Raw genomic sequence first — 23,610 nt, forward strand, 5'->3', positions numbered from 1 at the left:
CTGGTCCCCGGCCGCTACTCGACCAGGGTCTGGCGCAGCCACTGCTCCACGCCGGCGATGTGGACCGTCGCGGCGGCGCGGGCCACGTCGGGCTGCCGGGCGGCCAGCGCGTGCAGGATGGCGCGGTGCTCGGCGAGCGTCCGCTCCGCCACGCCCTCCTGCGTGATGCCCCGCCACGTCCGCGCCCGCTGCGTGCGCCCGGACAGGCTTTCCAGCAGCGAGGCCAGCACGGAATTCCCGCAGCCACCGGCGATGCGGCGGTGGAACTCCAGGTCGTTCTCCACCAGCTGGTCCACCGTGGGCCGGTCGCCGAGCGAGTCGAGCAGCTTCGCGAGGTCCTCGAGGTCGGAGTCGGGCATGTGCCGCGCCGCCATCTCGGTCACGGCGGGCTCGATGACGCGGCGCGCCTCCAGGAACTGCAGCACGGTGTCGTCGCGGTGGAAGTCCACCACGAACCCCATCGCGTCCATCAGCAGCGACGGCTCCAGGCTCGTCACGTACGTCCCGTCGCCGCGGCGCACGTCCAGCACGTGGATCAGCGACAGCGCGCGCACCGCCTCGCGCAGGGAGTTGCGCGACAGGCCGAGCCGGTCGGCGAGGTCGGCCTCCCTGGGCAGGCGGTCGCCGGGGCGCAGCTCGCCGTCCACGATCATCTGCTTGATCGCCTCGATGGCGTCGTCGGTGACGGACATGCCGCTCAGCGGTCCTTCCCGGCCAGCTGCCCGGCGAGGCTCCACACGAGCGGCAGCCCGTCGTCGGCGCCGGAGTAGTCGTCCGGCGTGGCGTGCAGCGGCCCGACGGTCTCCTGCCAGCGGACGTTCGCCGGGTGGTCGCGCAGCGCGTGCCGCATCCGCCGGTAGTCCTCGACCTCGACGAGGTGGAACAGGTGCGTGCCGTCGCGCCAGATCCGCCAGTTCCGGACGCCGCTGCCGACCAGCGCGGCCGCCACATCGGAGGGGATGGACCGGTGCACGGCCTCGTAGTCCAGCTCCGAGCCCGGCTTCAGCTCCGTGTGCAGCGCGATCTCCGGCATACCCGCTCCTTGTCCACGACGTAGAGGCAGGATACATCGGATCTTTCGCGGATCAGTGGAGGATGTTCACGGCGCGCGCGACGACCAGCACCACCAGCACGAGGGACACCACCGACTGGGCCAGCATGGTGAGCTTCGCCCACGGCCTCAGCGGCAGCACGTCGGTGGGGCTGAACGCGGTCGCGTTGGTGAAGGCCAGGTACAGGTAGTCCACATAGGCCGGTTCCCAGTCGCGCGGCGCGAGCCCGGGGCTGGTCATCTGCGGGAACAGCAGGTCCGGGTACTCCTGGGTGCCTGCCGCCCGCGCGGCCGGGCCGCCGCGGTCGAACTCCCAGTACCACAGCGAGAAGACCACGACGTTGGTGAGGTACACGCCCGCCCCGGCGGCGAGCAGCGGGCCCGCCTGGTCGCCGATCGAGCCGTCGAGGATGTGGCCGACCAGCAGCACCGCCGAGCCGGCGTTGCCCGCGCTCACCACCAGCAGCAGGGACAACGCCACCTTGCGCGCGTGCCGGTGGTCCCCGGCCGCGCGGCCGGGGCCGAGCGCCACCAGTGTCAGCAACAGCAGCGCCGACAACCCGGGCAGCAGCCAGTCCGGCTGGATCACCAGGCGGTCGGGCAGGAGCACCTGGACGCCGATCACCGCGCCGATCGTGACCGCGGCAGGCCACCGGTGCGCCCCCGCGGTGGCGCGCCGCCACGCCGGCAGTTCACCGCTGTCGTGCGAGCTCATGCGCGGATCATCCCCCACCGGTCGCGGTGGTTCCGGTTCAGCTCTCCAGTTCGGGCAGCTGCTGCGGCAGGCCGATCAGCGGCGCGAGCGGGTCGCCCGCCTCGGCGACGCGGTCGAGGACGGTGCGGACGGTCCAGCGGTCCGGGCGCAGGCCGGGGTCGTCGAGCTCGTCCCAGGTGATGGGGACCGAGACCGGCGCGCCGGGCGCCGGGCGCGGGCTGAACGGGGCGACCAGGGTCTTGTTGATCGCGTTCTGGGTGTAGTCGAGGCGGGCGAGACCGCCGCGCTCGTTCTTGTACCACCGCCAGCTGACCAGGTCCGGCAGCACGCGGCCGACGACCCGGGACAGCGTCTCGACCCAGTTGCGGGTGTCGGTGAAGGTGTAGCCGGGGGCGACCGGCACCCAGATCTGGATGCCGCGCTGCCCGGTGACCTTGGGCATGCCGCGCAGGTCCAGGTGGTCCAGCGCGGTGCGGTAGAGGCGGGCGAGTTCGACGATGTCGTCGAAGCCGGTGGTGGTGCCCGGGTCGATGTCGATCAGCGCCCAGGTGGGCTGGTGCACGTCGGGCAGCCGCGAGGTCCACGGGTGCAGCTCGACGCCGCCGAAGTTGGCCATCCACACCAGGGCGGGCACGCTGTCCAGCACCGCGTAGCACTGGGTCTCGCCGGGGTCGGCTTCGGTGTTGTGCCAGCGGTTGAGCCACTCCGGGGCGTGGCTCGGCACCTCCTTGTGCCAGAAGCCGGGCCGGTCCACGCCGTCGGGGTAGCGGTGCGCGTTCACCGGACGGCCGGCGAGGTAAGGCAGCATGAACGGGGCGATCCGAGCGCTGTAGCGGATGAGGTCCCGTTTGGTCACCGGCGGTTCGCCGCCCGCGCCGGGGAACAGCACCTTGTCCAGGTTGGTGAGCTTGAGGCGGCGCCCCGCGATCGTCCAGGTGCCCGACTTGCCCATCTCGTCCAGCGCGGCGAGCTCCTCGTCCGACGGGGGAGTCCACTGTGGAGCCAGCGGCACCTCGGCCTCGGCGGCGGGCACGCCGCTGCGCCACATCGCCTCCGGCGCGGCGGCGACCTCGTCGTTGGTGCGGCCGGACTTGACCGACCGGGGCAGCTCCTCGGGATCCCAGCCCGGCCGGGCGTCGTCGTCGTGCTTGTGGATCAGCAGCCACTGCTCCTTGCCCCGGCGTTCCGTGCGGACCAGGGCGAACCGGCCGGCGAGCTTCTCGCCACGCAGGTCGAAGTGCAGCTCGCCGTCGTCGATCGCCCGGGCCGGGTCGGCGCCGTCGGCGGGCTCCCAGGTGCCCCGGTCCCACACGATGACGTCGCCGCCGCCGTACTGGCCCTTCGGGATGACGCCCTCGAAGTCGGCGTATTCGAGCGGGTGGTCCTCGACGTGCACGGCGAGCTGACGCACCCCGGGGTCCAGGGTCGGCCCCTTCGGCACCGCCCAGCTCGCGAGCACGCCGTCGACCTCCAGGCGGAAGTCGTAGTGGAGCCGCCGGGCGCGGTGCCGCTGCACGACGAACCGCCGCCCGGACGCGCCACCCGCCGCGGCCCCGGCAGGCTCCCCGGTGACCGAGAAGTCCCGCTTGGCCCGGTACGAGGCGAGCCGGTCGGTCTTCCGTCGGGCAGGGCTCACGTCAGGTGAGTACCCAGGCCGGGGCGCGCCCATGCTCCGGGCTCCGCGATCAGGGCGAGCATCGGCACCAGGAAGCGGCGCGCGATGTCCCGCAGCTGCTCCCTCGTCGTCCAGGTCGACGAGCAGGCTCGGGGTGACCAGGACCGACGCGGAGATCCGCACCATGCGTTCCGCGACGAGCTCCACCTCGGCCTCAGGGGCACCGTTCCTGCGGCCTGTTCGCGGCGCAGCTTGCCCGCCACGAAGCTCCGCACGGTCGCCATCGTGCGGCCGCCGTTGCTGACAAGGGGCGGCACCACGACCTCCGGTTCGACGTCGGCACGGGCGTGGAACGGGCCGCGTCCATCCCATGCCGACCTCCCGTGTGCGGGCGGCCTCTGAACATCGCCGGCTGTCCCCGCGTGGTGGGCGAACTCGCGGCCGTCGCGCCGCGGCCACGGCCGCGCCACCGGGAGGATCCGCTCCGTGATCAGGGCAGCGGCGCGGCGGAGGTGACCACCGGCTCCGGCGGGCGCAGCAGGCCGGGTCGCGCGGCGGCGAGCCCGCACACCAGCTCGGGCACGACCAGCAGGAGCAGCAGCCAGATCGAGGCGTGCCAGCCGCCGGTCGTGGTGTGCAGCAGGCCGAACGTCAGCGGGCCGGTGGAGGCGAGGAGGTAACCACCGGACTGCGCCATGCCGGACACCCGCGCGGTGATCTCCGCCGTGGGGGACCGCAGGTTGAGCAGCGTGAGGGCGAGCGGGAAGGCGCTGCCGGTGGCGACGCCGAACACCACGGTCCACAGCCAGCCCGCCCCGGGCGCCACCAGCAGGCCGCCCAGGCCGAGGACCATCAGCGCGGCCACCGCGACGACGAGCGGCCGCTGGTCCCGCATCCGGGCGGCGAGGACCGGCACGGCGAACCCGAGTGGGATCCCGATGACGATGATGACCGAGTTCATCGTGCCCGCCGTGGTGGCCGGGAACCCCTGCTCGCGCATGATCTGCGGCAGCCACGACGTCAGCGTGTAGAACATCAGCGACGCCATGCCCATGAACACCATCACCGACCAGGCCAGCGGCTCGCGCAGCAGCGAACCCGCGGCCTGCTGAACGGGTTCGGCGGCGCGACGGCGGGTGAGCGGGCCCCACGCGAGTGCCGCGACGAGCGCCGGGACCGCCCACGCGACGAGCGCGAGCCGCCAGCCGCCCGCCTGCTCCAGCGGTACCGCCAGGCCCGCGGCGGCGGCGCCGCTGACCGACATCAGCATCATCGCCAGGCCGGTGAACGTGCCCGCGCGGCCGGGGAAGGCGTGCCTGACGACCGCGGGCACCAGCACGTTGCCGGTCGCGACACCGGCTCCGGCCAGCACGGTCCCGGCGAACAACGCCGCCCGGCCGGGGATCGCGCGCAGCAGGAGCCCGGCCGTGAGCACCACGAGCGCCGCGGTGATCGCCGCCTCGGTGCCGATCCGGCGGGCCAGCGCGGGCGCGAGCGCGGAGAACAGGCCCACGCACAGCTCCGGCAGGGTGGTGAGCACGCTGACCTCGACGCCGGTGAGGCCGAACTCCTCCCGCAGCTCGCCGAGCACCGGCGGGACGCCGGTGATGGCCGCGCGCAGGTTGAGGGTCAGCAGCACCAGGCCGACCACCAGCCAGATCGCCCTCACCGGCGGGCGGACCAGCGGACGAGCGCGGCGGCGATTCCGGTCGCCACCACGGTTTCGGCGAACAACGACAACCACACGGTGATCATGCGGGCACCTCCTGGTTCCAGCGTGCGTCGCCGGACCGGGTAGGTCCAGGTTGTGTTTCCGGACATGACCGTGAAGAATCAGCTACATGATCGACTTGCGGCGGCTCCACGTGCTCCGCGCGGTGGACCACTACGGCACGGTGCGGGCGGCGGCGGAGGCCCTGCACTTCACCCCGTCGGCCGCGTCGCAACAGATCCGCCAGCTGGGGCGGGAGCTCGGGGTGACGCTGCTCGAACCCCACGGCCGCCGCGTGCGGCTGACACCGGCGGCGCAACGGCTCCTGGCGCACGCGGACGAGATCCAGGCGCGCTGGGAGGTGGCCGAGCGGGACCTGCGCGCCGACGACGACCAGCCCGCCGGGCTGCTGCGGCTGGCCGGGTTCCCGGGCGCGGTGAGCGCGCTGCTCGCCCCGGCCGCCGCCGCGCTCGCCGCCCGTCACCCGCGGCTGACCCCGCGGATCCGCGAGGCCGAGGCCGGAGACTGCTTCGACCTGCTGTTCGACGGCGACGCGGACCTGGCGGTGGTCGAGGCCAAACCGGACGAGCCGCCCCGCGACCGGGCCCGGTTCGACCAGCGTCCCCTGCTGGACGACCCGTTCGACCTGCTGGTCCCGGCCGGCCACCGGCTCGCGGCCCGGGAACGGGTGGAGCTCGCCGAGGCCGCGGACGAGCCGTGGATCGTGCCCGGCGCGCCGTGCACGTGCCGCACCCACGTCCTGTCCGCCTGCGGCGCGGCCGGTTTCACCCCGCCGGTCGCCCACGACGCGGTCAACTGGGAGGCGACGATCGCGCTGGTGGCGCACGGGCTCGGGGTGGCGCTGGTGCCGAGGCTGGCCCGGGTCCCCGAGACCGCCCCGGTGGTCCGGCTGACGTGCACGGAGGAGCCGCGGCGCAAGATCCTGACGGTCACCCGGCCGGGCGCGCGCGGCGACGCCGCGGTGGCCGCGGCACTGGCGGAGCTGGAGCGCCTGACGCCCGCCCTGCTCACCCGGTGAGCGGGGCGGGCGTCAGCCCGGTGAGCGGCTGGCTCAGCCCGGACCGGGGTGGGCGGCGATCACGGGGGCGAGCAGCTCGGCCGCCCGTCCCGGGGTGATCACCTCCGCGGGCGTCAGCTTCCGCGTCGTGACGCTGCCCGGATCCTCGTACACGTGCTCGCCTTCGAGCCTGCCCTGCTCGTCGTACGGCCAGATGAAGGCCGCGCGGCAGCTGACCAGGTAGGTCGCCGCCGGATCGTCCACGTCGGCGCCGGTGCGGGCGAGGAAGCGACCGGGCAGCTGGCGGTGGAACCAGGCCTCGGCGGCGAAACCCCAGTCGGCGACGGCGGGCCGGAGCCAGGTCGTCCACAGCACCAGTGCTTCCGCCCGCCGCACCTCGTCGTAGAACCGCCCGATCTCCTCCAGCCCGCTGAGCACGATGCCGGCCCGGCCTTCGCTCAGCCGGTAGACCGGATCGGCGGCCATCATCGCCGGTGTCAGGAACTCGTGGTGGCGCCCGGCCACTTCGAGCAGGACGTGCTGCCGGAAGTTCAGCAGGATGCGCCGGTGGTGGGGGTCGGCGGTCCGGGCCAGGAGTTCGTCGACGGCGTCCATCTGGTGCACGAGCTGGTGCTCGTGGCCGGTGAGCACCGCGGTCACGACGCGGCCCGCCCGGGGACGCGGGGCCCGAAGGTCAGCACCAGCGCGGCCACCACGGGGGCGAGCGCGAAGGCCAGGAACCCGGTGGCGGTGCCTGCGCCGGAGGCGACGATGAGGCCGCCGTAGATCGGGCCCACGACCCCGCCGATGCGGCCGAACGCCAGCGCCAGCCCGAGCCCGCTGCCGCGGTTGGACGGCGGGTAGTAGGTGGCCATGTAGGAGTTGAGCAGGTTCTGCGTGCCCGCCCCGCCCGCGCCGACGAAGACCACCAGCAGGTACACCAGGGCGGGCGCGGGCTGCTGGGACAGCGCGGCCAGCGCCAGCGCCGCGGAGCAGAAACCGGCGATCACCACGTACTTGGGGCCGACCCGGTCGGCGACGGCCGCGCCGGCGAGCGAACCGAGGACCGCGCCGAGGTTGAGGAACACCAGGAACGACAGCGCGGAGCTGATGCCGTACCCGGACTTCGTCATCAGCGAGGGCAGCCACGTGTTGGTGCCGAACATCAGCAGCAGGCACAGTGCCGTGCCGATCCAGAAGACCACGGTGGCGCGCAGGTGCCGTCGCCCGAACAGCGACCCGGCCGCGGCGAACGGGCGCTCCCGCCCCCTGACCGGTTGCGCGCCCGGGATCTCGGTGAGCTCCAGCGGCAGCCGGAACCGGTGGATCTGCTCGCGCGCGGCCGCGATCCGTCCTTTCGAGACCAGGAACGACACGGACTCGGGCAGCCTGCGCAGCGCGAACGGCAGCAGGATCAGCAGGGGCAGCACCCCGATCCAGAACAGCGCCCGGTAGCCCCAGGCCGGCACCAGCCAGATGCCCAGCAACGCCGAGAGGATGCCGCCGAGCCCCACTCCGACGAGGGCGAGGGAGACGTTGAGGTTGCGCCTGCCCTCCGGCGAGAACTCGACGACCATGGACAGTGCCGTGGGCATGAACCCGCCGCCGCCGATGCCCACGATGAGCCTGCCGACGAGCAGCACTTCGGGGGTGGGCGCCACGGCGCACAGCAGCATGCCGAGCGAGAAGACGGTGACGGTGGCCAGGTAGATGCGGCGGCGGCCGATGATGTCGGTGAACATGCCGGCGACGAGCGCGCCGAGCAGCATGCCGAACACGGCCGCCGAGCCGATCACCCCGGCGTAGCCCGGGCTCAGCGTCCACCCGGGGTGCTGGAGCAGCGAGGGCACGGCGACGCCGAAGACGTAGATGTCGTAGCCCTCGAAGATCAGGGCCGCGCCGCACAGCAGCATGATCGCGGGCGACGTCCGGGTCACGGTGACCCTGGCCGCGCCGTGGCCGACGGTGGTGGGCGTGGTGCTCACTTGGACCTCCTTGTGCAAGCGAACAGGTCGGGGCCGGCTAGCGCAGGGCCTTGGTGTTGCGGCGGAACAGATCGAGCCAGCTGCCACCGGCCGGGCAGGCGCCCGCCTTTTCGATCTCGCCGATCCCGGCCAGCACCTGGGCGGGCCGGGTGAAGCAGTAGTCGGTGCCGAAGAGCAACCGGTCGGTGCCCACGACGGAGGCGAGTGTGGACAGCGCGGTCGGCATGGGGGTGCCGGCGCAGTCGAACCACAGCTTGCCGAGCTGGATGCGGGCGCTCTCCGCGGGATCGCCGTCGCCGATGCCGAGCGCCCTGCCGCGGAACAGTTCCACCCGGTCCATCAGCAGCGGCAGGACACCGCCGCTGTGCGTGAACACGAACCGGATGCGCGGGTGGCGGAGCAGGACGCCGGCGAAGATCAGGTCGACGACGGTGCGGGCCGTGTCGAACGGGAACTCGATCATCGGCAGCGGCCGTCCCAGCGCGACCGCGTCGGCGTTGAGCGGTTTCGTCGGGTGCACGAACAACACGGCCTCGTGCCGGTCGAGTTCGGCCCACAGCGGCGCGTACCGCGGGTCGCCCAGGTACACGCCGTGCGCGTTGGACATCACCGAGAACCCGGCGACCCCGCTTTCGGCGCGGACCCGGCGGATCTCGGCGATCGCGCCGTCCACATCGGGCAGCGGCAGGGACGCGAACAGGCCGAAGCGGCCGGGGTGCGCCGCGGCCACCGCGATGCCGAAGTCATTGACGTGCCGGGCCACGTCCCTGGCGATGTCGTCGTCTCCGAAGTGGACACCGGGGGAGGAGATCGACAGCAGTGCCTGGCCGATCCCGGCGTCGTCCATCAGCCGCAGGTGCTCCTCCGCCGACCAGGACGGCCACCCGGGCATGCCGTCGGGAACGTCGTGCCCCGCCTGCCGGGCCGCCGCGATGTAGTCGCCGGTGACGAAGTGGGAGTGCACGTCGACGAGTGATGAGGTCATTTCCGCCCTTCCGGGTCAGTGCGCGGACCGGGGAACCGGGTGCGCGGCTGGACATCGACCGTGCTCGCCACAGTATAGTCTCGTATCACAGGATACAAGACCTGATAATCAGGACTCAGCTACTCTGGAGGGGCGACGATGCCCGTAGTGACCTCGGCCGCGGTGGTGTCCGGTCCGGACAGTCCGTTCCGGCTCACCACCGTCCACCTGGACCACCTGCGACCCGGCGAAGTCCTCGTACGGATGCGGGCAGCCGGGATGTGCCACACCGATCTCAGCGTCCGCTCCGGCGTCATCCCGTTCCCGCTGCCCGGCATCCTCGGGCACGAGGGCGCGGGCGAGGTCGTCGCGACCGGCGGCCACGTCACCCGGGTGCGCCCGGGGGAGCGGGTGCTGCTCACCTTCACCTCGTGCGGCCGGTGCGCCGCGTGCCGGTCCGGCCACCCCGCGTACTGCGCGCAGCACCTGACGGCCAACCTGCTGGGCGGGGCGCGCGCCGACGGCTCGCCCACCGTCCGGGACGCCGCCGGCCGGCCGCTGCACGCGCACTTCTTCGGGCAGTCGTCCTTCGCGGAGATGGCGATCGCCGACGAACGCAGTGTGATCCCGCTACCTCCGGACACCTCCGACGACGAGCTGATCACGCTGGCGCCGCTGGGCTGCGGTTTCCAGACCGGCGCGGGCGCGGTGCTCAACGTGCTGCGGCCGCGGCCGGGCGCCTCGCTCGTCGTGGCAGGCGCCGGCGCGGTCGGGCTCGCCGCCGTCATGGCCGCCGCGTCCACGGCGGCGGAGCGGATCATCGTCGTCGACCGGGTGCCGTCCCGGCTGGACCTGGCTCGTTCGCTCGGCGCGACCGAGACCGTTCACGCGACCGGGCAGGACCTTAGGCAGGACCTGCTCGACCGCACCGGCGGCGCCGGGGTGGACCTCGCGATCGAGACCACCGGCAACGTCGCCGTTCTGGAAGGGCTGATCGGAGCGCTCGCGGTGCGCGGCACCTGCGCGGTGATCGGCGCCCCGCACGCCGGGTCCACCGCCGCCTTCGACGTCAACGCCCTGCTGCCCGGACGGCGGATCGTCGGGGTGACCCTCGGCGACAGCGAGCCCGAGTCGTTCGTGCCGCACCTGATCGCCCTGCACCGGGCGGGCCGGTTCCCGCTGGACCGGCTGATCCGGCGCTACCCGTTCGCCGACATCGAGACCGCCGCGCGGGATGCCGCGTCGGGCGAAACGATCAAGCCCGTCCTGGTCTTCGGAGCGTGACCCGTGCGCACTGACACCCTCACCCCGCTCTGGTACGGCGGAGAGCACCACCCGGCCGCCGGTGGCACCTTTCCCGACATCTCGCCCGTGACGGGCGAACCGGTGGCGACCGTCGCCGCGGCGACCGCGCGCGACGCGGAAGCCGCCGTCACAGCCGCCGCGGCAGCGCAGCGGGCCTGGGCCGCGACCGGCGTCGGCGAACGTCGGCGCGTCCTGCTGACGGCCGCGGACATCCTCGAACGCGACCTGGACGCCCACCGGCACACGCTGGCCCTGGAGACGGGCGCGGTCCGCGGGTGGGCCGACATGAACGTGCGGGAGGCGGCGGCGACCCTGCGGGAGGCGGCGGGCGTGGTCACCGTCGCCACGGGGGAGATCCTGCCCTCCCACGACCCGGGGACCGTCACGTTCTCGCGGCGCGAGCCGGCCGGGGTTGTGCTCGCCCTGGTGCCGTGGAACGCGCCGGTGATCCTCTGCGCCCGCTCGATCGCCATCGCCCTCGCCGTGGGCAACGCGGTGGTGGTGCGGCCCAGCGAGCACGCGCCGATCGCCGCGGGCCACCTGCTGGCCGGCGCGCTGCACGAGGCCGGCCTGCCCGCGGGCGTGGTCGGCGTCGTCACGACCGACGCCGCTGCCGGGCCGGAGGTGACGGCCGCGATGATCGCGCATCCGGACGTGCGGCGGGTGGTGTTCATCGGCTCCACGCCGGTGGGCCGGTCGATCGCGGAACTGGCCGGCCGTGCCCTGACTCCGTCGGTGCTGGAGCTGGGCGGCAAGAACGCCACCATCGTGCGCGCCGACGCGGACCTGGAAGCGTGGACCCCGGCGCTGGTCACCGCGTCGTTCGCCAACAGCGGGCAGGTGTGCATGTGCACCGACCGCATCATCGTGCACGCCGACCGCGCCGGAGAACTGGTGGCGCGCCTGTCCGCGGCGGCCGAAGCCCTGGTGACCGGGGATCCCCGCGACGAGCGCACCGATCTGGGGCCGCTGATCGACGGGCGGGCCGCGGAGCGGTTCCGCGCGCTGGTCGCCGACGCGGTCGGCAAGGGTGCGCGCGTCCGGTCGGGCGGCCCCGACCTCGACGGCGGTCTCGCCCGCCCGACCGTGCTCACCGGCGTGGGCCCGGACTGTCGCCTGTGGACCGAGGAGGCGTTCTCCCCGGTGGTGTCGGTGCATCCGGTGGCCGGCGACGAGGAGGCGGTCGCGCTCGCGAACTCCTCCGAGTACGGCCTCATCGCCAGCGTGATCACGGCGGACGCAGCAGCGGCGGAGCGCCTGGCCGGGCGGTTGCGCACCGGCGCGGTGCACCTCAACGGTCCGTCGGTCGGGGACGAGCCGCACGTGCCCTTCGGCGGGCTCGGCGCGTCCGGGTTCGGCCGGCTCGGCGGTCTGGAGTCGGTGCGCACGTTCACCGAGCAGCGGACGTTCTACCGGCACCAGGCATGACGGAAGGAGCCGCCCAGGCGTGCCTGGGCGGCTCCTTCCGCGTGTTCGCCCGGTCAGGCCGGGGAACCGACCGTGCGGTACTCGGCCGGGTCGAACCGCGCCGTGCGGGCCTTGTACGCGTCGACCGTGCCCCACCAGTTGGTCACCACCCGCCCGCCTTCGCCGACGTACCAGCTCGAGCACCCGGTGGCGAACGCGCTGCGGGCGAGGTCCTGCTGCAGCCGGTCGTTGTAGGCCGCCACCACCTCCGGGCGCACGTCCAGGGCCGGGGCGTCCGGGCCGAGCCGCGCGAAGGCCTGCAGCAGGTAGTCGTACTGCGCCTCCAGCATGGCGATGATCGAGTTGTGGTTGAGGTTGGTGTTCGGCCCGTAGAGGATGAAGAAGTTCGGGAAGCCGGGCACCGCCATCCCGAGGTAGGCCTGCGGCGACTCGCGCCACGCCTGCTCGTGCAGGTCCGTCCCGCCGCGGCCGGTGACGCGCAGCCCGTTGAGGAACTTCAGCGACTCGAACCCGGTCGAGTACACGATCACGTCCACCGGGTGCAGGGCGCCGGTGGCGTCCCGCACGCCGTCCGGCTCCACCCCGGCGACCCCCGCGGTCACGAGGTCCACGTTGGGCCGGGTGAACGCGGGCAGGTACTCGTCGCTGATGACGGGGCGCTTGCAGCCGAACGCGTAGCCGGGCCACAGCTTCTCGCGCAGCACCGGATCGGCGACCTGCGCCTCCAGGTGCTCGCGCGCGATCCGCACGGTCTCGCGCGCCACGTCCGACCCCGGCTCCAGCGCCCAGAACTGCCGCTCCCGTTCGGCGTACTGTTCGGCGCGGCTCTTGGCCAGCGCCTCCGGGTCCTCCCGGAACGCCCGCAGCTCCGCCTCGGTGTACGGGCGGTCCTCGCGGGGCAGCACGTAGGGCGCCGAGCGCTGGAACACGGTCAGTTTCGCCGCGACCGCGGCGATCTCGGGGATCAGCTGCGCGGCGCTGGCGCCGCTGCCGACGCAGGCGACTCGCTTGCCGGTCAGGTCGACGTCGTGGCGCCAGCGAGCGGAGTGGAAGGAAACGCCGGTGAACCGCTCGCGCCCGGCGATGCCGCGGTAGCTGGGTTCCGCCAGCTGCCCGCAGGCGGAGACGAACACGCGCGCGGTGATCGTGCCGCCGTCCGCGGTCGTCACCCGCCAGTGCAGGTCCGCCTCGTCCCAGTCCGCCGCGACGACCCGCGTGTTCAGCCGGACGTGCCCGAGGACGCCGGTGCGTTCGGCGAACTCCCGCAGCCGCGCGAACACCTCGCCCTGGCTCGGGTAGATCCGGCTCCAGTCCGGCGGCTCCTCGTCGAAGGAGTACCAGTACAGGTGCGACGGCACGTCGCACGCGCACCCGGGGTAGGTGTTGTCGCGCCACGTGCCGCCCACCTCCGCGGCCCGCTCTAGCACGAGGAAGTCGTGCTGCCCGCGGGCCTTGAGCCGGGCGCCGAGCCCCAGCCCGGCCACGCCCGCCCCCATCACCACCACGTCGTAGTCGGTCATCAGCACACCGCCTGTCAGTCGAAACGGGACACGAGGAAGGCCGCCGCCGCGGTCAGCGCCTGCCTGCCTTCGTCGAGGAACGCGGCGAAGGTCTGCCACACGTGCGGCATCTCCGCCCGGATCTGCAGGTCCACGTCCACGTCGGCGCGCGCCGCCGCGGCGGCCAGGCCGACCGCGTCGTCCAGCAGGATCTCCGCCGTGCCGGCCTGGATCAGCAGGGGCGGGAGGCCGGTCAGGTCGGCGAACACCGGGCTGGCCAGCGGCGTGCGCGGGTCCTGCCCGCCGAGGTAGTCCGCGGCGCGGGTGCTCAGCGACCGCGCCGTGAGGGCCGGGTCGGCGTCGGCCTTGCTGATCAGCGAGCCGGCCGACAGGGTCAGGTCGGCCCAGGGGGAGAAGACCGCGGCCGCGGCGGGCAACGGCAGTCCCTCGTCGCGTGCGGCGACCAGCGTCGCGATCGCCAGCCCGCCGCCGGCGGAGTCGCCGGCCAGCGCGAGGCGGCCCGGGTCGATCCCCTGGTCCAGCAGGGCGCGGTAAGCCGCGAGCGCGTCGCCGACGGCCGCCGGGAACGGATGTTCCGGGGCGAGGCGGTAATCCGCGGCCACGGCCCGGCAGCCCGCCTGCGCGGCCAGCGCCGCGACCACCGCGCGTGCGCTGCGCGAGCTGCCCACGACGTAGGCGCCACCGTGCAGGTAGAGGATCGCGGCGTCGCGGGCCGCCCCGGCCGGCTCGGCGGCGAGGGCGGGCACCGCGCCGAGCCTGGTCTCGGACAGCCGCACGTCGTCGGGGACCGGGAGATCGGCGTGGATCGCCTCGAACATCCGCCGGGTCTCGGCGACCGGTCCGCCGATGTCGAGCGGGCCTTCACGGAGGTTCTTCTTCAGTTGCTCGAGCTGTTCCGAACTCACAGGGGAGCTCCTTGTCTTCTCCGGCGCTGTCCCGCCGAACGGTACTGTCCTGAAAAGCGCAACACAAGTTCTTGTATCCAGGACACCGGTGGCTTAGCGTGAACGAGCACCACCTGGGGAAGGGAGGAGACTTCGTGCAGACACAGCAACCGCCGCCCGCCGCGGAGACCGACTGCGAGGTGGCGGTCGTCGGGGCCGGGCCGGTGGGCATGACCGCGGCGGCGCTGCTGGCCGCCCGCGGCGTCCACGTGGTCGTCCTGGAGCGCGAACCGCGCACCAGCGACGAGCCGAAGGCGATCAGCATCGACGACGAGGCGCTGCGCGTGTACCAGTCGGCCGGGCTCGCCGGCCGTCTGCTGCGCATCATCGTGCCCGGCACCGGGACCAGGTACTACGACGCGACCGGCCGTCCCGTCTTCCACGCGGGCAGCCCGTGGCCGTTCCGGCACGGGTACCCGTTCAAGAACCCCTTCGCCCAGCCCGACCTGGAACGCGAGCTGCACGGACACCTCGTCGAAGCCCCGGGCGCCGAAGTCCGGATGAGCACGACGGTCACCGGCCTCGCCGGGTGCCCCGACGGCCGGACCGGACTCCGGTGCCGGCAGGACGACGGCACGACGTCGCTGGTCCGGGCCCGGTACGTGCTGGGCTGCGACGGGGGCCGCTCCACCGTCCGCGAGCTGCTGGGGATCGGCATGACCGGGCGCAGCCACGACGAGGTGTGGCTGGTGGCCGACGTGCTCGGCGACCACCACGACCAGCGGTACGGGATGCACCACGGCGATCCGGCCCGCCCGCACGTGATCGTGCCAGGGCGGGACGGCCGGTGCCGCTACGAGTTCCTGCTGCACCCGGGCGAAGGCAGCCCGGGACAGCGGCCGGACTTCGCGCTGGTGCGCCGCCTGCTGGCCCCCTACCGCGACATCACGCCCGGCCAGGTCGAGCGGGCAGTGAACTACCGGTTCAACGCCGTGGTCGCCGACCGGTGGCGCGACGGCGCCGTCTTCCTGCTCGGCGACGCCGCGCACATGATGCCGCCCTTCGCCGGGCAGGGGCTCAACTCCGGCGTGCGGGACGCGGCGAACCTGGCCTGGAAGATCGCCGACGTGCTCGCCGGGCGGCTCGGCGAGTCCGCATTGGACACCTACGAGACCGAGCGGCGCCCGCACGTCGAGGCGACGGTCCGACTCTCGGCCCGCTTGGGCCGGGTGGTGATGACGACCAGTCCCCGGCTCGCCCGGCAGCGGGACCGGCTCATCGGCGCCGCGATGCGCACCGAGCACGGCCGCGCGTACTTCGAGCACATGCGGTACCGCCCGCCGCACGTCTACACCGAAGGCCTGCTGGCGGGGGAACCCGGGCTCGCCGGGCGGATGATCGGCCAGCCGCGGGTGTTCGACACCGCCGCACACCGCATCCGGTTGCTCGACGAGGTTCTCGGCACCGGGTGGGCCCTGCTCGGGGTCGGGGTCGATCCGGGGGAGGCGGCGGCGCTCGCCGGCCCGCTCGCGCCGGCCGTCGCGGAAGTGGCGGTGGACGACCGGATGCCGTCCACCCGGGGGCACCGCGTCCTCGTCGACGTCGACGGCGGGCTGGACGCCGAGCTCGCCGGCTACCGGGGCCGGGTCGTCCTGCTGCGGCCGGACCGGTTCGTCGCCGCCGCCTGGCGGCCCGCCGAGCCGCCCGCGCTGGCCGGCCCGCTGCGCCTGGCGCGCCGCCCCGTTCCCGAACCGGTCGCCTGACCATCCACAGTGGAGAGAGGAAGAAACCCGTGCCCACAACCGAACGCGTGATTCTCGCCGAGCCCGGCGCCGCGGGCAGCCTGCGCCGGACCGCGGTGTCCCACCTGGGCCTGCGCGTCCCCGACGTGGCGTCCACCACCGACTTCTACGGCCGGGTCCTCGGCCTGGTGCCGCACGACGACTTGCCCGGCGGCGGCCGGCGCCTGGGATGGGGGAGCGGCCACCACGTGCTCGACCTCCTGCCCGGCGAAGCGGGCCTGGACCACATCGCCTTCGAGGTCCGCGACCCGGACGGCCTGGCGGGACTGGAGAAACGGCTCACCGCGGCCGGTCACCACGTCAGCACGCTGGACGAGGCGTACCTGACCGAAGCGGTCACCGGTGAGCCGGGCCTGGTCTGCACCGACCCGGACGGCAACACGGTCCACTTCCACGGCCCGGTGCGCCGCGGCGGTGAGCACGCCGCCGACACCGGCCGCCGCCCGGTCAAGTACCAGCACGTCACCCTGTCCACGCGCGACGTCGCCGCGATGACCGAGTTCTACGTGGGGATCGCCGGGTTCCGCATCTCCGACCAGCTCGCCGACGGCCGGTTCGCGTGGCTGCGCAGCGACCGCGACCACCACACCCTCGCCGTCGTCGCCGGCGGCCGGCCGGGACAGCTCGACCACTACTCCTACGACCTCGCCGAGTGGGCGGACTTCAAGGCCTGGTGCGACCGGCTGACCGACGAGGGCGTGGACGTGGTGTGGGGTCCCGGGCGGCACGGGCCGGGCAACAACCTGTTCGTGTTCTTCGACGATCCGGCGGGCAACCACGTGGAGCTGTCCGCGGAGATGGAGAAGTTCCACGACGACCGCGTCACCTACGTGCCGCGCCGGTGGGATCCGGTGCCGCGCAGCGTGAACCTGTGGGGCGGTCAGCTCGCGAACTGGCGCACCACCTCGGAAGGGCAGTGAGGCGGCCATGCCGTACGCGACCTACGAATTCGGCGGCGCCCGGCGAGTCGGCCGGGTCGAGGGGGACCGGCTGATCCCGCTCGACGGGCTGCCGGAGCTGGGCCGGGACACCCCGTCCGACGTGCTGTCGGCGGCCCGCGAACGGCCCGCCGAGGCCGTCCCGGTGGCCGCGGCGCGGGTGTGCCCGCCGGTGCCGAACCCGGACAAGATCGTGTGCGTCGGCCTCAACTACCACGCGCACGTCGGCGAAACCGGGCGCGACCTGCCCACCTATCCGGTGCTGTTCACCAAGTTCGCCTCCAGCCTGATCGGCCCGTACGACGACATCGTGCTGCCGCCGGAGTCGGCCCAGGTCGACTACGAAGCCGAGCTGGCGGTCGTCATCGGGAAGGCGGGCCGGCGGATCCCGCCGGAGAAGGCCGTGGACCACGTGCTCGGCTACTGCGTGGCCAACGACGTCACCATGCGCGACTACCAGTACAAGACGCACCAGTGGCTGCCGGGCAAGGCGTGGGACCGCTCCACGCCGCTCGGGCCGTACCTGGTCACCCCGGCCGAGGCGGACCTCACGGCCGCCCGCGTGACCACCGTGCTGGGCGGGCGCGAACTGCAGAGTTCGGACACCTCCCGGCTGATCTTCGGCATCCCCACGCTGATCGCGGCGATCTCGGAGTTCACCACGTTGCTCCCCGGGGACGTCATCCTGACCGGCACCCCGGGCGGCGTGGGTTTCCGCCGCGATCCGCAGGTGTTCCTGCGCGACGGCGACGAGATCACGGTGTCGGTCGAGGGGATCGGCACGCTCGTCAACCGGGTGCGCGCCGAGGGCTGACCGGTCAGCCGTTCATCAGGGCGAGGCGGCCGCCGATCTCGGCGGCCGCCGACCGCACCTGCTCCACGATCGGCGCCTCGCGCTTCTTCGGCACCCGCGACGCCAGGGCCGCGACGCTGATCGCGGCGACCACCCGGTCCTCGTCGTCCCGGATCGGCGCGGCGATGCCGAGCACGTCGGGGTCGAGTTCGCCGCGGGTGACGGAGAAGCCCTGCTCCCGGATCTCCGCCAGGCGCCGCATCACGGCGTCGACGTCGGTCAGCGTCGCCGGGGTGAACCGCTGCAGGGGCGCCGACTTCAGCACCGCGCGGGCCTCGTCCGGATCGCTCCACGCCAGCAGCACGAGGGCGGACGCGCCGGCGTTGAGCGGGAGGGTGCTGCCGCGTTCGTAGGACAGGCGGACGTGGTGCGCGGGTGGTTCCTCGCGGTCGACGCACACGACCAGCTCGCCGACGCGACGGGTCAGCAACACCGTTTCCCGCACCGCTTCGCTCAGCTTGGCCATCACCGGCGCGGCCGCCTCGGACAGCCCGTAGGAACGGCGCGCGATGCGGCCGAGTTCCAGCACGCGCAGGCCCAGCCGGAAGCCGCCGCCCGGAGCCTCCTCCAGGAACCGGCTGGCCACCAGGCTCTGCAGGTAGCGGTAGGCGGTGGAGCGGGCGACCTCCAGGCGGGCGGCGACGGCGGCGCCGGAGAGCACCCGCTCCTCGTCGGTGAACATCATCAGGATGTCGAGGGCGCGGTCGGCCGTGGAGTTGCGCTCCCGGTACGACCCGGTACGCGGTTGTCCTGACATGCGGACGACCATACCGCGTTTCAGGTCTTCGCGGGCTCCGGGTGGAGGCCGAGCAGCCGCGCGGTCTCCTCGACGCCGGCCACGCTCAGGTCGAGCTCCCGCGCGAGCCGGGCCGTGCGCTCCACCAGCGGCAGGTTCCCCGGGCTGAGTTCGCCCTTGCGCAGATACAGCGTGTCCTCCAGGCCGGCGCGCGCGTTGCCGCCCAGGGCGAGCCCCATCGCGGTCAGCCGCAGGTTCGCCCGGCCGATCGCGATCACCTGCCAGACCGCGCCCTCGGGCAGGCGCCGCACCATCGTCAGCAGGTTCTCCGGGGTGGCGGCCATCCCCCCGGCGACGCCCAGCACCAGGGAGAACTGCATCGGCTCGTCGTCGAGCAGGCCCTCGTCCCGCAGCCGCAGGCAGGCGTCCAGGTGGCCGGTGTCGTAGACCTCCAGTTCCGGTTTCACGCCCAGCTCCCGCATCCGGGCCGCGAGCCGCCGCACCGCGTCCGGCGGGTTGCGGAACTCGCCCGCCCCGAAACTCATGCTGCACGGGTTCAACGTCGCCATCCGGGGCCGCAGCTCGACCAGCGCGGCGCGCTCTTCGAACGGCACCGTCAGCCCCACCCCGGTGGAGAGCTGGACCAGGATCGGGCACCGCTGCGCGATGAGGTCCATCGTGCGGCGCGCGGTGTCCGGGTCGGCCGTCGGCCGTCCGTCGGCGTCGCGCAGGTGGATGTGCGCGACCGACGCCCCGGCCGAGTAGGCCGCGGCCACGGCGTCGGCGATCTCCTCCGGCTGCGTGGGCAGGTGCGGGTTGTCGGACTTGGTGGCGATCGGGCCGGTCGGCGCGACCGTGATCACGACGCTCACGAACAGTTCTCCTTCACTCGTCGAAAATCGCCACGGCGCGCGTCCATCCCGCGGACGCGGCGTGGATCTTGACCGGGAAGCAGGCGATGGAGAACCCGTCGGCGGGCAGGTCCTCCAGGCCGTGCAGCTTCTCCAGGTGGCAGTAGCCGATGTCGCGGCCCGCGCGGTGGCCCTCCCAGATCACCGACGGGTCCCGCTCGCGCGCGTAGCGCTGTGCGGTGTGGACGAACGGCGCGTCCCAGCTCCACGCGTCGGTCCCGGTGAGCCGCACGCCGCGCTCCAGCAGGTACAGCGTCGCCTCCCGGCCCATGCCGCACCCGGCGGAGACGTAGTCGTCCTGCCCGTACCGGGCTCCGGCCGCCGTGTTGACCACCACGATCTCCAGCGGCCGCAGGTCGTGACCGATCCGCGCCAGCTCGGCCTCGACGTCGGCGGCGGTCGCCACGTACCCGTCGGGCAGGTGCCGGAAGTCCAGCTTCACCGCGGGCTGCAGGCACCACTCCAGCGGCACCTCGTCGATCGTGACGGCCCGCGCGCCACCGTCCATAGTGGACGCGAAGTGGTAGGGCGCGTCCAGGTGCGTGCCGTTGTGCGTGGTGACGCGCAGGCGCTCGATGGCCCAGCCTTCACCGTCGGGCAGGTCGTCCACCGTGGCCCCGGGGAAGTACGAGACCACCTCCTGCGCGGTCTCGGCGTGGGAGTAGTAGTCGATCTCGGGCAGCAGGCCCGGCGGGTCGGAGGCGATGCCCGCCCGCAGCGGCACCGACAGGTCGACGATCCTGGTCATGGAAGTCCTTTCTCAGCGGGCCAGACCGGCCCGGCCGGTCTCCCTCGTCATGGCGATCACGAGCAGGCCGAGCAGGGCGCACGCGGTGCCCCACAGCCCCGGTGCCGCGCCCCAGCCGGTCCACGCGACCAGTTGCCCGCAGAGGAACGGGCCGAGCCCGGCGGCCACGATGGTGCCGAGGTTGAAGCCGATCGACGTGCCGGTGTAACGGGTCCGGGCGGGGAACAGCTCGGCGAAGGTCGTGTAGACGGCGGCGGAGACGAACGGTTCGATCGCGGCGAACACCAGCACCACCGGCAGGATCACCGCCAGGCTGGAGGTCCCGTCGACGACGAGGAACAGCGGCAGCGACAGCACGGCGAACGCGGCGAACCCGGCACGCGCGATCGGCCGGCGCCCGCGCCGGTCGCTGACCTGCCCCATCACCGGGAACAGCGCCGCCGTCGCCAGCAGCACCACGCCGAGCAGGCCGTAGACGGTGGCCGGCCGGAAGTCCTTGACCTGCACCAGGTGGATGCCCAGGTACAGCTTGGCGAGAAAACCCGGGCCGAGGGTCGCGACGGTGAGCGCCCCGACCCGCAGCACGTCGGGCAGGTGCCCGCGCAGCACGTCCCGCACCGGGGTCCGGGTCCGCTCCGCCTTCGCCACGATCTCGGTGAACTGCGGCGAATCCTCCAGCCGCAGGCGCAGGAACAGGCACACGATCGTCAGCGGCAGGCACAGCAGGAACGGCAACCGCCAGCCCCAGTCGCTCAGCTGCTCCGCGGTCAGCACCGTGCTCAGCAGCGCGACGACGAGCGAGGCGACGCCGAACCCGAGGCCGATCCCGAGCGCGGGCAGGGACCCCAGCGCGCCGCGCCGCCGCGGCGGCGCCATTTCCACGATGTAGGTCTGAGCCCCGGTGAACTCGCCGCCCGCGGACAGGCCCTGCACCAGCCGCAGCACCAGCAGAGCCAGCGGAGCCACCAGCCCGGCCTGCGCGTAGGTGGGCAGCACGCCGATCAGCGTGGACGCGCCGCCCATCAGGAAGATGGTGGCCATCAGCACCGACCGCCGTCCGATCCGGTCGCCCAGCGCGCCGAACAGGATCCCGCCGAGCGGCCGCGCCAGGTAACCGCCGCCGAACACCGCGAGCGCGGACAGCGTCGAGGCCGCGGCGTCGCCGGAGGGGAAGAACAGCGGCCCGAACACGACCGCCAGGAAGCCGTAGATGGTGAACTCGTAGAACTCGACCGCGCTGCCGACGGTGCTGGCGACCGCGGCGCGGCGCAGCGCCACCGGCCTGCCGGTGGTGGACGTGGTGGTCATGGGATTCCTTCCTCGTTGAAGGCGGGGGAGAACGTCAGGAGCGGGCGGCCACCGCCGCGGGCAGGAGGCCGAGGCGCTGGGCGTTGCCGCCGGTGACGGCGGCGGTGGCGGCCGGGTCGAGCCCGGCGGCGCGCACCCGCGCGACCGGGTCGGCGACCCCCATGTCGAACGGGTAGTCCGAGCCGAGCAGCACCCGGTCCGCGCCGGCGGCGGCGACGAGGCCGCGCAGGGCGCCGGGCGTGTAGACGAGCGAGTCGAACCACAGCCGCGGCAGGTACGAACTCGGCGGCTCGGCGCACCCGCGCGCGTCCGGGCGGTGGTGCCAGGCGTGGTCGGCCCGCCCCAGGCACAGCGGCAGGTAGCCGCCGCCGTGCGCGGCGATCAGGCGCAGGCCAGGGAACCGGTCGAGCACCCCGCCGAACACCAGGTGCGACAACGCGACCGCGTGCTCGACCGGCTGCCCCACCGAGTTGGACAGGTACCAGCGGTCCAGCCGTTCGTCCAAAGTGCACCCCCAGGGGTGCAGGAACACCACCGCGTCCAGCTCGGCGGCCCGCTGCCACAGCGGGTCCAGCGCGCGGTCGGAGAGCTCCACGCCGGGGGCGTGCGAGGAGATCTCCACGCCCTTGAGCCCGTGCCCGAGCACGGCGTCGTCGAGCGCCGCGACCGCGAGGCCGGGGTGGCGCAGGGGCGCCACCCCCAGGCCGGCCAGCCGGTGCGGCGCCAGTGCGCAGTGCGCGGCGATCCCCGCGTTGGTGGTCGCGGCGATCTCGGCGGCCAGGCCGCGGTCGGCCCAGCCGTGGTACTGCGTCGGCACCACCGACACCACCTGGACGTCCACTCCGGACTCGTCCATCAGGGACAGCCGGGTGGCCACGTCGGTGAGCCGGGGCCGCCGCCGCGCCGCCTGGTCCGCGCTGACCGCGGCGGACGCGGTGCCCGCGCGGCGCAGCTCCAGCTCGGTGTGCTCGCGGTAGCCGGGCCGTCCGGCGGCCAGTGCCTCGACGTCGTCCAGCCAGACGTGCGCGTGCACGTCCACAGTGGGCGGTCGGCTGTTCATCGGTGAGCCTCCAGGGAAGAGCGGGGACCCTGCCGATTCTTCGGCCGCGGGCATTCCGAAGGAAGCCAATACTTCCGATGCCGGTTATGGACGGACTCTATGCGTCCGGCCGCAGTCCGGTCAGGCAGCGCCGCAGCCAGGCGTGGCCGGGATCGTCGTCGTGGATCGGGTGCCACCAGAACGCCTCGACGAGCGGGATCGCGTCGAACGGGCACTCCAGGATCCGCAGTCCGGGCACGTCCGCGACCAGCGCGGCGACGCGTTCCTGCAGCAGCGCGATCGCGTCGCACGCGCGGACGAGCTGCGGCATCGCCAGGAACGACTCGGCAGTGGCGCACACCCGGGGTACCACGCCGAGCATCTCCATCTGCCGCCAGGCGGGCGCCCGGCCCAGCGGGTCGCCGAACGTCGCCACCCAGGGCAGCTCCCGCAGGTGGTCCATCGTCAGCCGGTCGCCGATCCGCGTGTTGGCCGCGGACGCCACGCACACCCAGCGGTCGGTGTAGAGGTCGATGTTGCGGGGCAGGTCGAGGTAGCCGTGCGGCATCAGCACGCCGTCGACCGTGCGGTAGAACTCGTCCTTGCGGCTGATGGATTCCGGGGTGACCGGCACGAACCGGATGCGCGCGCCGGGCGCCTCCCGCGCGACGCGCGCCACCAGGAGCCCGCCGACGACGCTGATGCCGTTGTCGGAGGACACGATGGTGAACTCGCGGCTCGTCTCGCCCGGGTCGAACTCGGCCTCGGCGCTGAACACGCGCTCGACGGCGGCCACGGCCACCCCGGTCAGCGGGCGCAGCTGCTCGGCGAACCGGGTGAGCACGTAGTGGTTGCCGGACCGCGTCAGCAGGTCGTCGCCGAAGTGCCGGCGCAGCCGGGCGAGCGCGCTGGACAGGGTGGGCTGGCTGCGGCCGAGGCGGATCGCCGCGCCGGTGACGCTGCGCTCGGCGAGCAGGGCGTGCAACGCGTGCAGCAGCGGCAGGTCCAGTCCGGACAGCCGCAGCTCGCCCTGGTCGGCAGGCTCCATCCCGGTTCCCTTCGCGCGATCGGCGGTCACC

At 73.6% G+C, this 23,610-nt stretch carries 22 protein-coding genes; 6 read left to right on the plus strand and 16 right to left on the minus strand.

Annotation, left to right across the window (positions count from 1 at the left end):
- Window positions 1–14: 14 nt before the first annotated feature.
- The 5 genes from AMY39116_RS0318760 to AMY39116_RS0318785 all read right to left on the minus strand — a co-directional run bounded on the left by AMY39116_RS0318760 (window position 15) and on the right by AMY39116_RS0318785 (window position 5,050).
- Window positions 15–692 carry a FadR/GntR family transcriptional regulator gene (locus AMY39116_RS0318760; protein ID WP_020419175.1) on the minus strand — a complete coding sequence of 226 codons (678 nt, stop codon included), beginning with the start codon at window positions 690–692 and terminating at the stop codon, window positions 15–17.
- Between the two features lie 5 nt (window positions 693–697).
- Window positions 698–1,033 (minus strand): L-rhamnose mutarotase, encoded by a 336-nt coding sequence (locus AMY39116_RS0318765; RefSeq protein WP_020419176.1) that lies wholly within the window; start codon window positions 1,031–1,033, stop codon window positions 698–700.
- Window positions 1,034–1,085: 52 nt separating this feature from the next.
- The gene (locus AMY39116_RS0318770) at window positions 1,086–1,766 is read right to left on the minus strand and encodes a DUF1345 domain-containing protein (protein ID WP_020419177.1); all 681 of its coding nucleotides are present in this window, start codon (window positions 1,764–1,766) and stop codon (window positions 1,086–1,088) included.
- 37 nt (window positions 1,767–1,803) lie between these two features.
- Window positions 1,804–3,402 (minus strand): DNA polymerase ligase N-terminal domain-containing protein, encoded by a 1,599-nt coding sequence (locus tag AMY39116_RS0318775; protein WP_020419178.1) that lies wholly within the window; start codon window positions 3,400–3,402, stop codon window positions 1,804–1,806.
- 469 nt (window positions 3,403–3,871) lie between these two features.
- Window positions 3,872–5,050 carry an MFS transporter gene (locus tag AMY39116_RS0318785; RefSeq protein ID WP_020419180.1) on the minus strand — a complete coding sequence of 393 codons (1,179 nt, stop codon included), beginning with the start codon at window positions 5,048–5,050 and terminating at the stop codon, window positions 3,872–3,874.
- A 172-nt stretch (window positions 5,051–5,222) separates the two neighbouring features.
- Here AMY39116_RS0318785 and AMY39116_RS0318795 point away from each other — a divergent pair, with 172 nt between their 5' ends.
- The gene (locus AMY39116_RS0318795; RefSeq protein WP_020419182.1) at window positions 5,223–6,131 is read left to right on the plus strand and encodes a LysR family transcriptional regulator; all 909 of its coding nucleotides are present in this window, start codon (window positions 5,223–5,225) and stop codon (window positions 6,129–6,131) included.
- A gap of 33 nt (window positions 6,132–6,164) precedes the next feature.
- On the opposite strand, the gene AMY39116_RS0318800 is transcribed toward AMY39116_RS0318795, so the two are convergent.
- From AMY39116_RS0318800 to AMY39116_RS0318810, 3 genes are read right to left on the minus strand one after another with little or no spacing between them, the layout of a single operon-like run.
- Window positions 6,165–6,770 carry a hypothetical protein gene (locus tag AMY39116_RS0318800; protein WP_020419183.1) on the minus strand — a complete coding sequence of 202 codons (606 nt, stop codon included), beginning with the start codon at window positions 6,768–6,770 and terminating at the stop codon, window positions 6,165–6,167.
- The gene (locus tag AMY39116_RS43190) at window positions 6,767–8,095 is read right to left on the minus strand and encodes an aromatic acid/H+ symport family MFS transporter (RefSeq protein WP_020419184.1); all 1,329 of its coding nucleotides are present in this window, start codon (window positions 8,093–8,095) and stop codon (window positions 6,767–6,769) included. The genes AMY39116_RS0318800 and AMY39116_RS43190 overlap by 4 nt, the downstream gene beginning before the upstream one ends.
- Window positions 8,096–8,132: 37 nt before the next feature.
- Window positions 8,133–9,080, minus strand: a complete 948-nt coding sequence (locus AMY39116_RS0318810; RefSeq protein WP_020419185.1) for an amidohydrolase family protein — start codon at window positions 9,078–9,080, stop codon at window positions 8,133–8,135.
- Window positions 9,081–9,218: 138 nt separating this feature from the next.
- On the opposite strand from AMY39116_RS0318810, the gene AMY39116_RS0318815 reads away from it, so the two are divergent.
- Together AMY39116_RS0318815 and AMY39116_RS0318820 are read left to right on the plus strand one after the other, a co-directional pair.
- Window positions 9,219–10,343: an NAD(P)-dependent alcohol dehydrogenase gene (locus AMY39116_RS0318815; protein ID WP_027936046.1), complete on the plus strand. Its 1,125-nt coding sequence runs from the start codon at window positions 9,219–9,221 to the stop codon at window positions 10,341–10,343.
- A gap of 3 nt (window positions 10,344–10,346) precedes the next feature.
- Window positions 10,347–11,792 carry an aldehyde dehydrogenase family protein gene (locus AMY39116_RS0318820; RefSeq protein ID WP_020419187.1) on the plus strand — a complete coding sequence of 482 codons (1,446 nt, stop codon included), beginning with the start codon at window positions 10,347–10,349 and terminating at the stop codon, window positions 11,790–11,792.
- A 53-nt stretch (window positions 11,793–11,845) separates the two neighbouring features.
- On the opposite strand, the gene AMY39116_RS0318825 is transcribed toward AMY39116_RS0318820, so the two are convergent.
- Together AMY39116_RS0318825 and AMY39116_RS0318830 are read right to left on the minus strand one after the other, a co-directional pair.
- Window positions 11,846–13,312, minus strand: a complete 1,467-nt coding sequence (locus AMY39116_RS0318825; RefSeq protein WP_039791626.1) for an NAD(P)/FAD-dependent oxidoreductase — start codon at window positions 13,310–13,312, stop codon at window positions 11,846–11,848.
- 14 nt (window positions 13,313–13,326) lie between these two features.
- Window positions 13,327–14,217, minus strand: a complete 891-nt coding sequence (locus AMY39116_RS0318830; protein WP_020419189.1) for an alpha/beta hydrolase — start codon at window positions 14,215–14,217, stop codon at window positions 13,327–13,329.
- A 134-nt stretch (window positions 14,218–14,351) separates the two neighbouring features.
- Here AMY39116_RS0318830 and AMY39116_RS0318835 point away from each other — a divergent pair, with 134 nt between their 5' ends.
- The 3 genes from AMY39116_RS0318835 to AMY39116_RS0318845 are packed head-to-tail and all read left to right on the plus strand — an operon-like array spanning window position 14,352 to window position 17,750.
- Window positions 14,352–15,959: a bifunctional 3-(3-hydroxy-phenyl)propionate/3-hydroxycinnamic acid hydroxylase gene (locus tag AMY39116_RS0318835; RefSeq protein ID WP_020419190.1), complete on the plus strand. Its 1,608-nt coding sequence runs from the start codon at window positions 14,352–14,354 to the stop codon at window positions 15,957–15,959.
- Between the two features lie 29 nt (window positions 15,960–15,988).
- A complete protein-coding gene (locus AMY39116_RS0318840) occupies window positions 15,989–16,918 on the plus strand; it encodes a VOC family protein (RefSeq protein WP_027936047.1) in 930 nt (309 codons plus the stop codon).
- A 7-nt stretch (window positions 16,919–16,925) separates the two neighbouring features.
- Window positions 16,926–17,750 (plus strand): fumarylacetoacetate hydrolase family protein, encoded by an 825-nt coding sequence (locus AMY39116_RS0318845; protein WP_020419192.1) that lies wholly within the window; start codon window positions 16,926–16,928, stop codon window positions 17,748–17,750.
- 4 nt (window positions 17,751–17,754) lie between these two features.
- On the opposite strand, the gene AMY39116_RS0318850 is transcribed toward AMY39116_RS0318845, so the two are convergent.
- The 6 genes from AMY39116_RS0318850 to AMY39116_RS0318875 all read right to left on the minus strand — a co-directional run bounded on the left by AMY39116_RS0318850 (window position 17,755) and on the right by AMY39116_RS0318875 (window position 23,609).
- The gene (locus tag AMY39116_RS0318850; RefSeq protein WP_027936048.1) at window positions 17,755–18,546 is read right to left on the minus strand and encodes an IclR family transcriptional regulator; all 792 of its coding nucleotides are present in this window, start codon (window positions 18,544–18,546) and stop codon (window positions 17,755–17,757) included.
- 20 nt (window positions 18,547–18,566) lie between these two features.
- Window positions 18,567–19,397 carry a 3-keto-5-aminohexanoate cleavage protein gene (locus AMY39116_RS0318855; protein WP_020419194.1) on the minus strand — a complete coding sequence of 277 codons (831 nt, stop codon included), beginning with the start codon at window positions 19,395–19,397 and terminating at the stop codon, window positions 18,567–18,569.
- Window positions 19,398–19,410: 13 nt separating this feature from the next.
- Window positions 19,411–20,184, minus strand: coding sequence for a cyclase family protein (locus AMY39116_RS0318860; RefSeq protein WP_020419195.1), 774 nt, complete (start codon window positions 20,182–20,184; stop codon window positions 19,411–19,413).
- Window positions 20,185–20,196: 12 nt separating this feature from the next.
- Window positions 20,197–21,492 carry an MFS transporter gene (locus AMY39116_RS0318865; protein WP_020419196.1) on the minus strand — a complete coding sequence of 432 codons (1,296 nt, stop codon included), beginning with the start codon at window positions 21,490–21,492 and terminating at the stop codon, window positions 20,197–20,199.
- Between the two features lie 34 nt (window positions 21,493–21,526).
- A complete protein-coding gene (locus AMY39116_RS0318870) occupies window positions 21,527–22,552 on the minus strand; it encodes an amidohydrolase family protein (RefSeq protein ID WP_039791627.1) in 1,026 nt (341 codons plus the stop codon).
- 97 nt (window positions 22,553–22,649) lie between these two features.
- Window positions 22,650–23,609 (minus strand): LysR family transcriptional regulator, encoded by a 960-nt coding sequence (locus tag AMY39116_RS0318875; RefSeq protein WP_020419198.1) that lies wholly within the window; start codon window positions 23,607–23,609, stop codon window positions 22,650–22,652.
- Window position 23,610 lies beyond the last annotated feature (1 nt).

Source organism: Amycolatopsis sp. ATCC 39116 (assembly GCF_000231075.2).
Taxonomy (GTDB): domain Bacteria; phylum Actinomycetota; class Actinomycetes; order Mycobacteriales; family Pseudonocardiaceae; genus Amycolatopsis_E; species Amycolatopsis_E tucumanensis.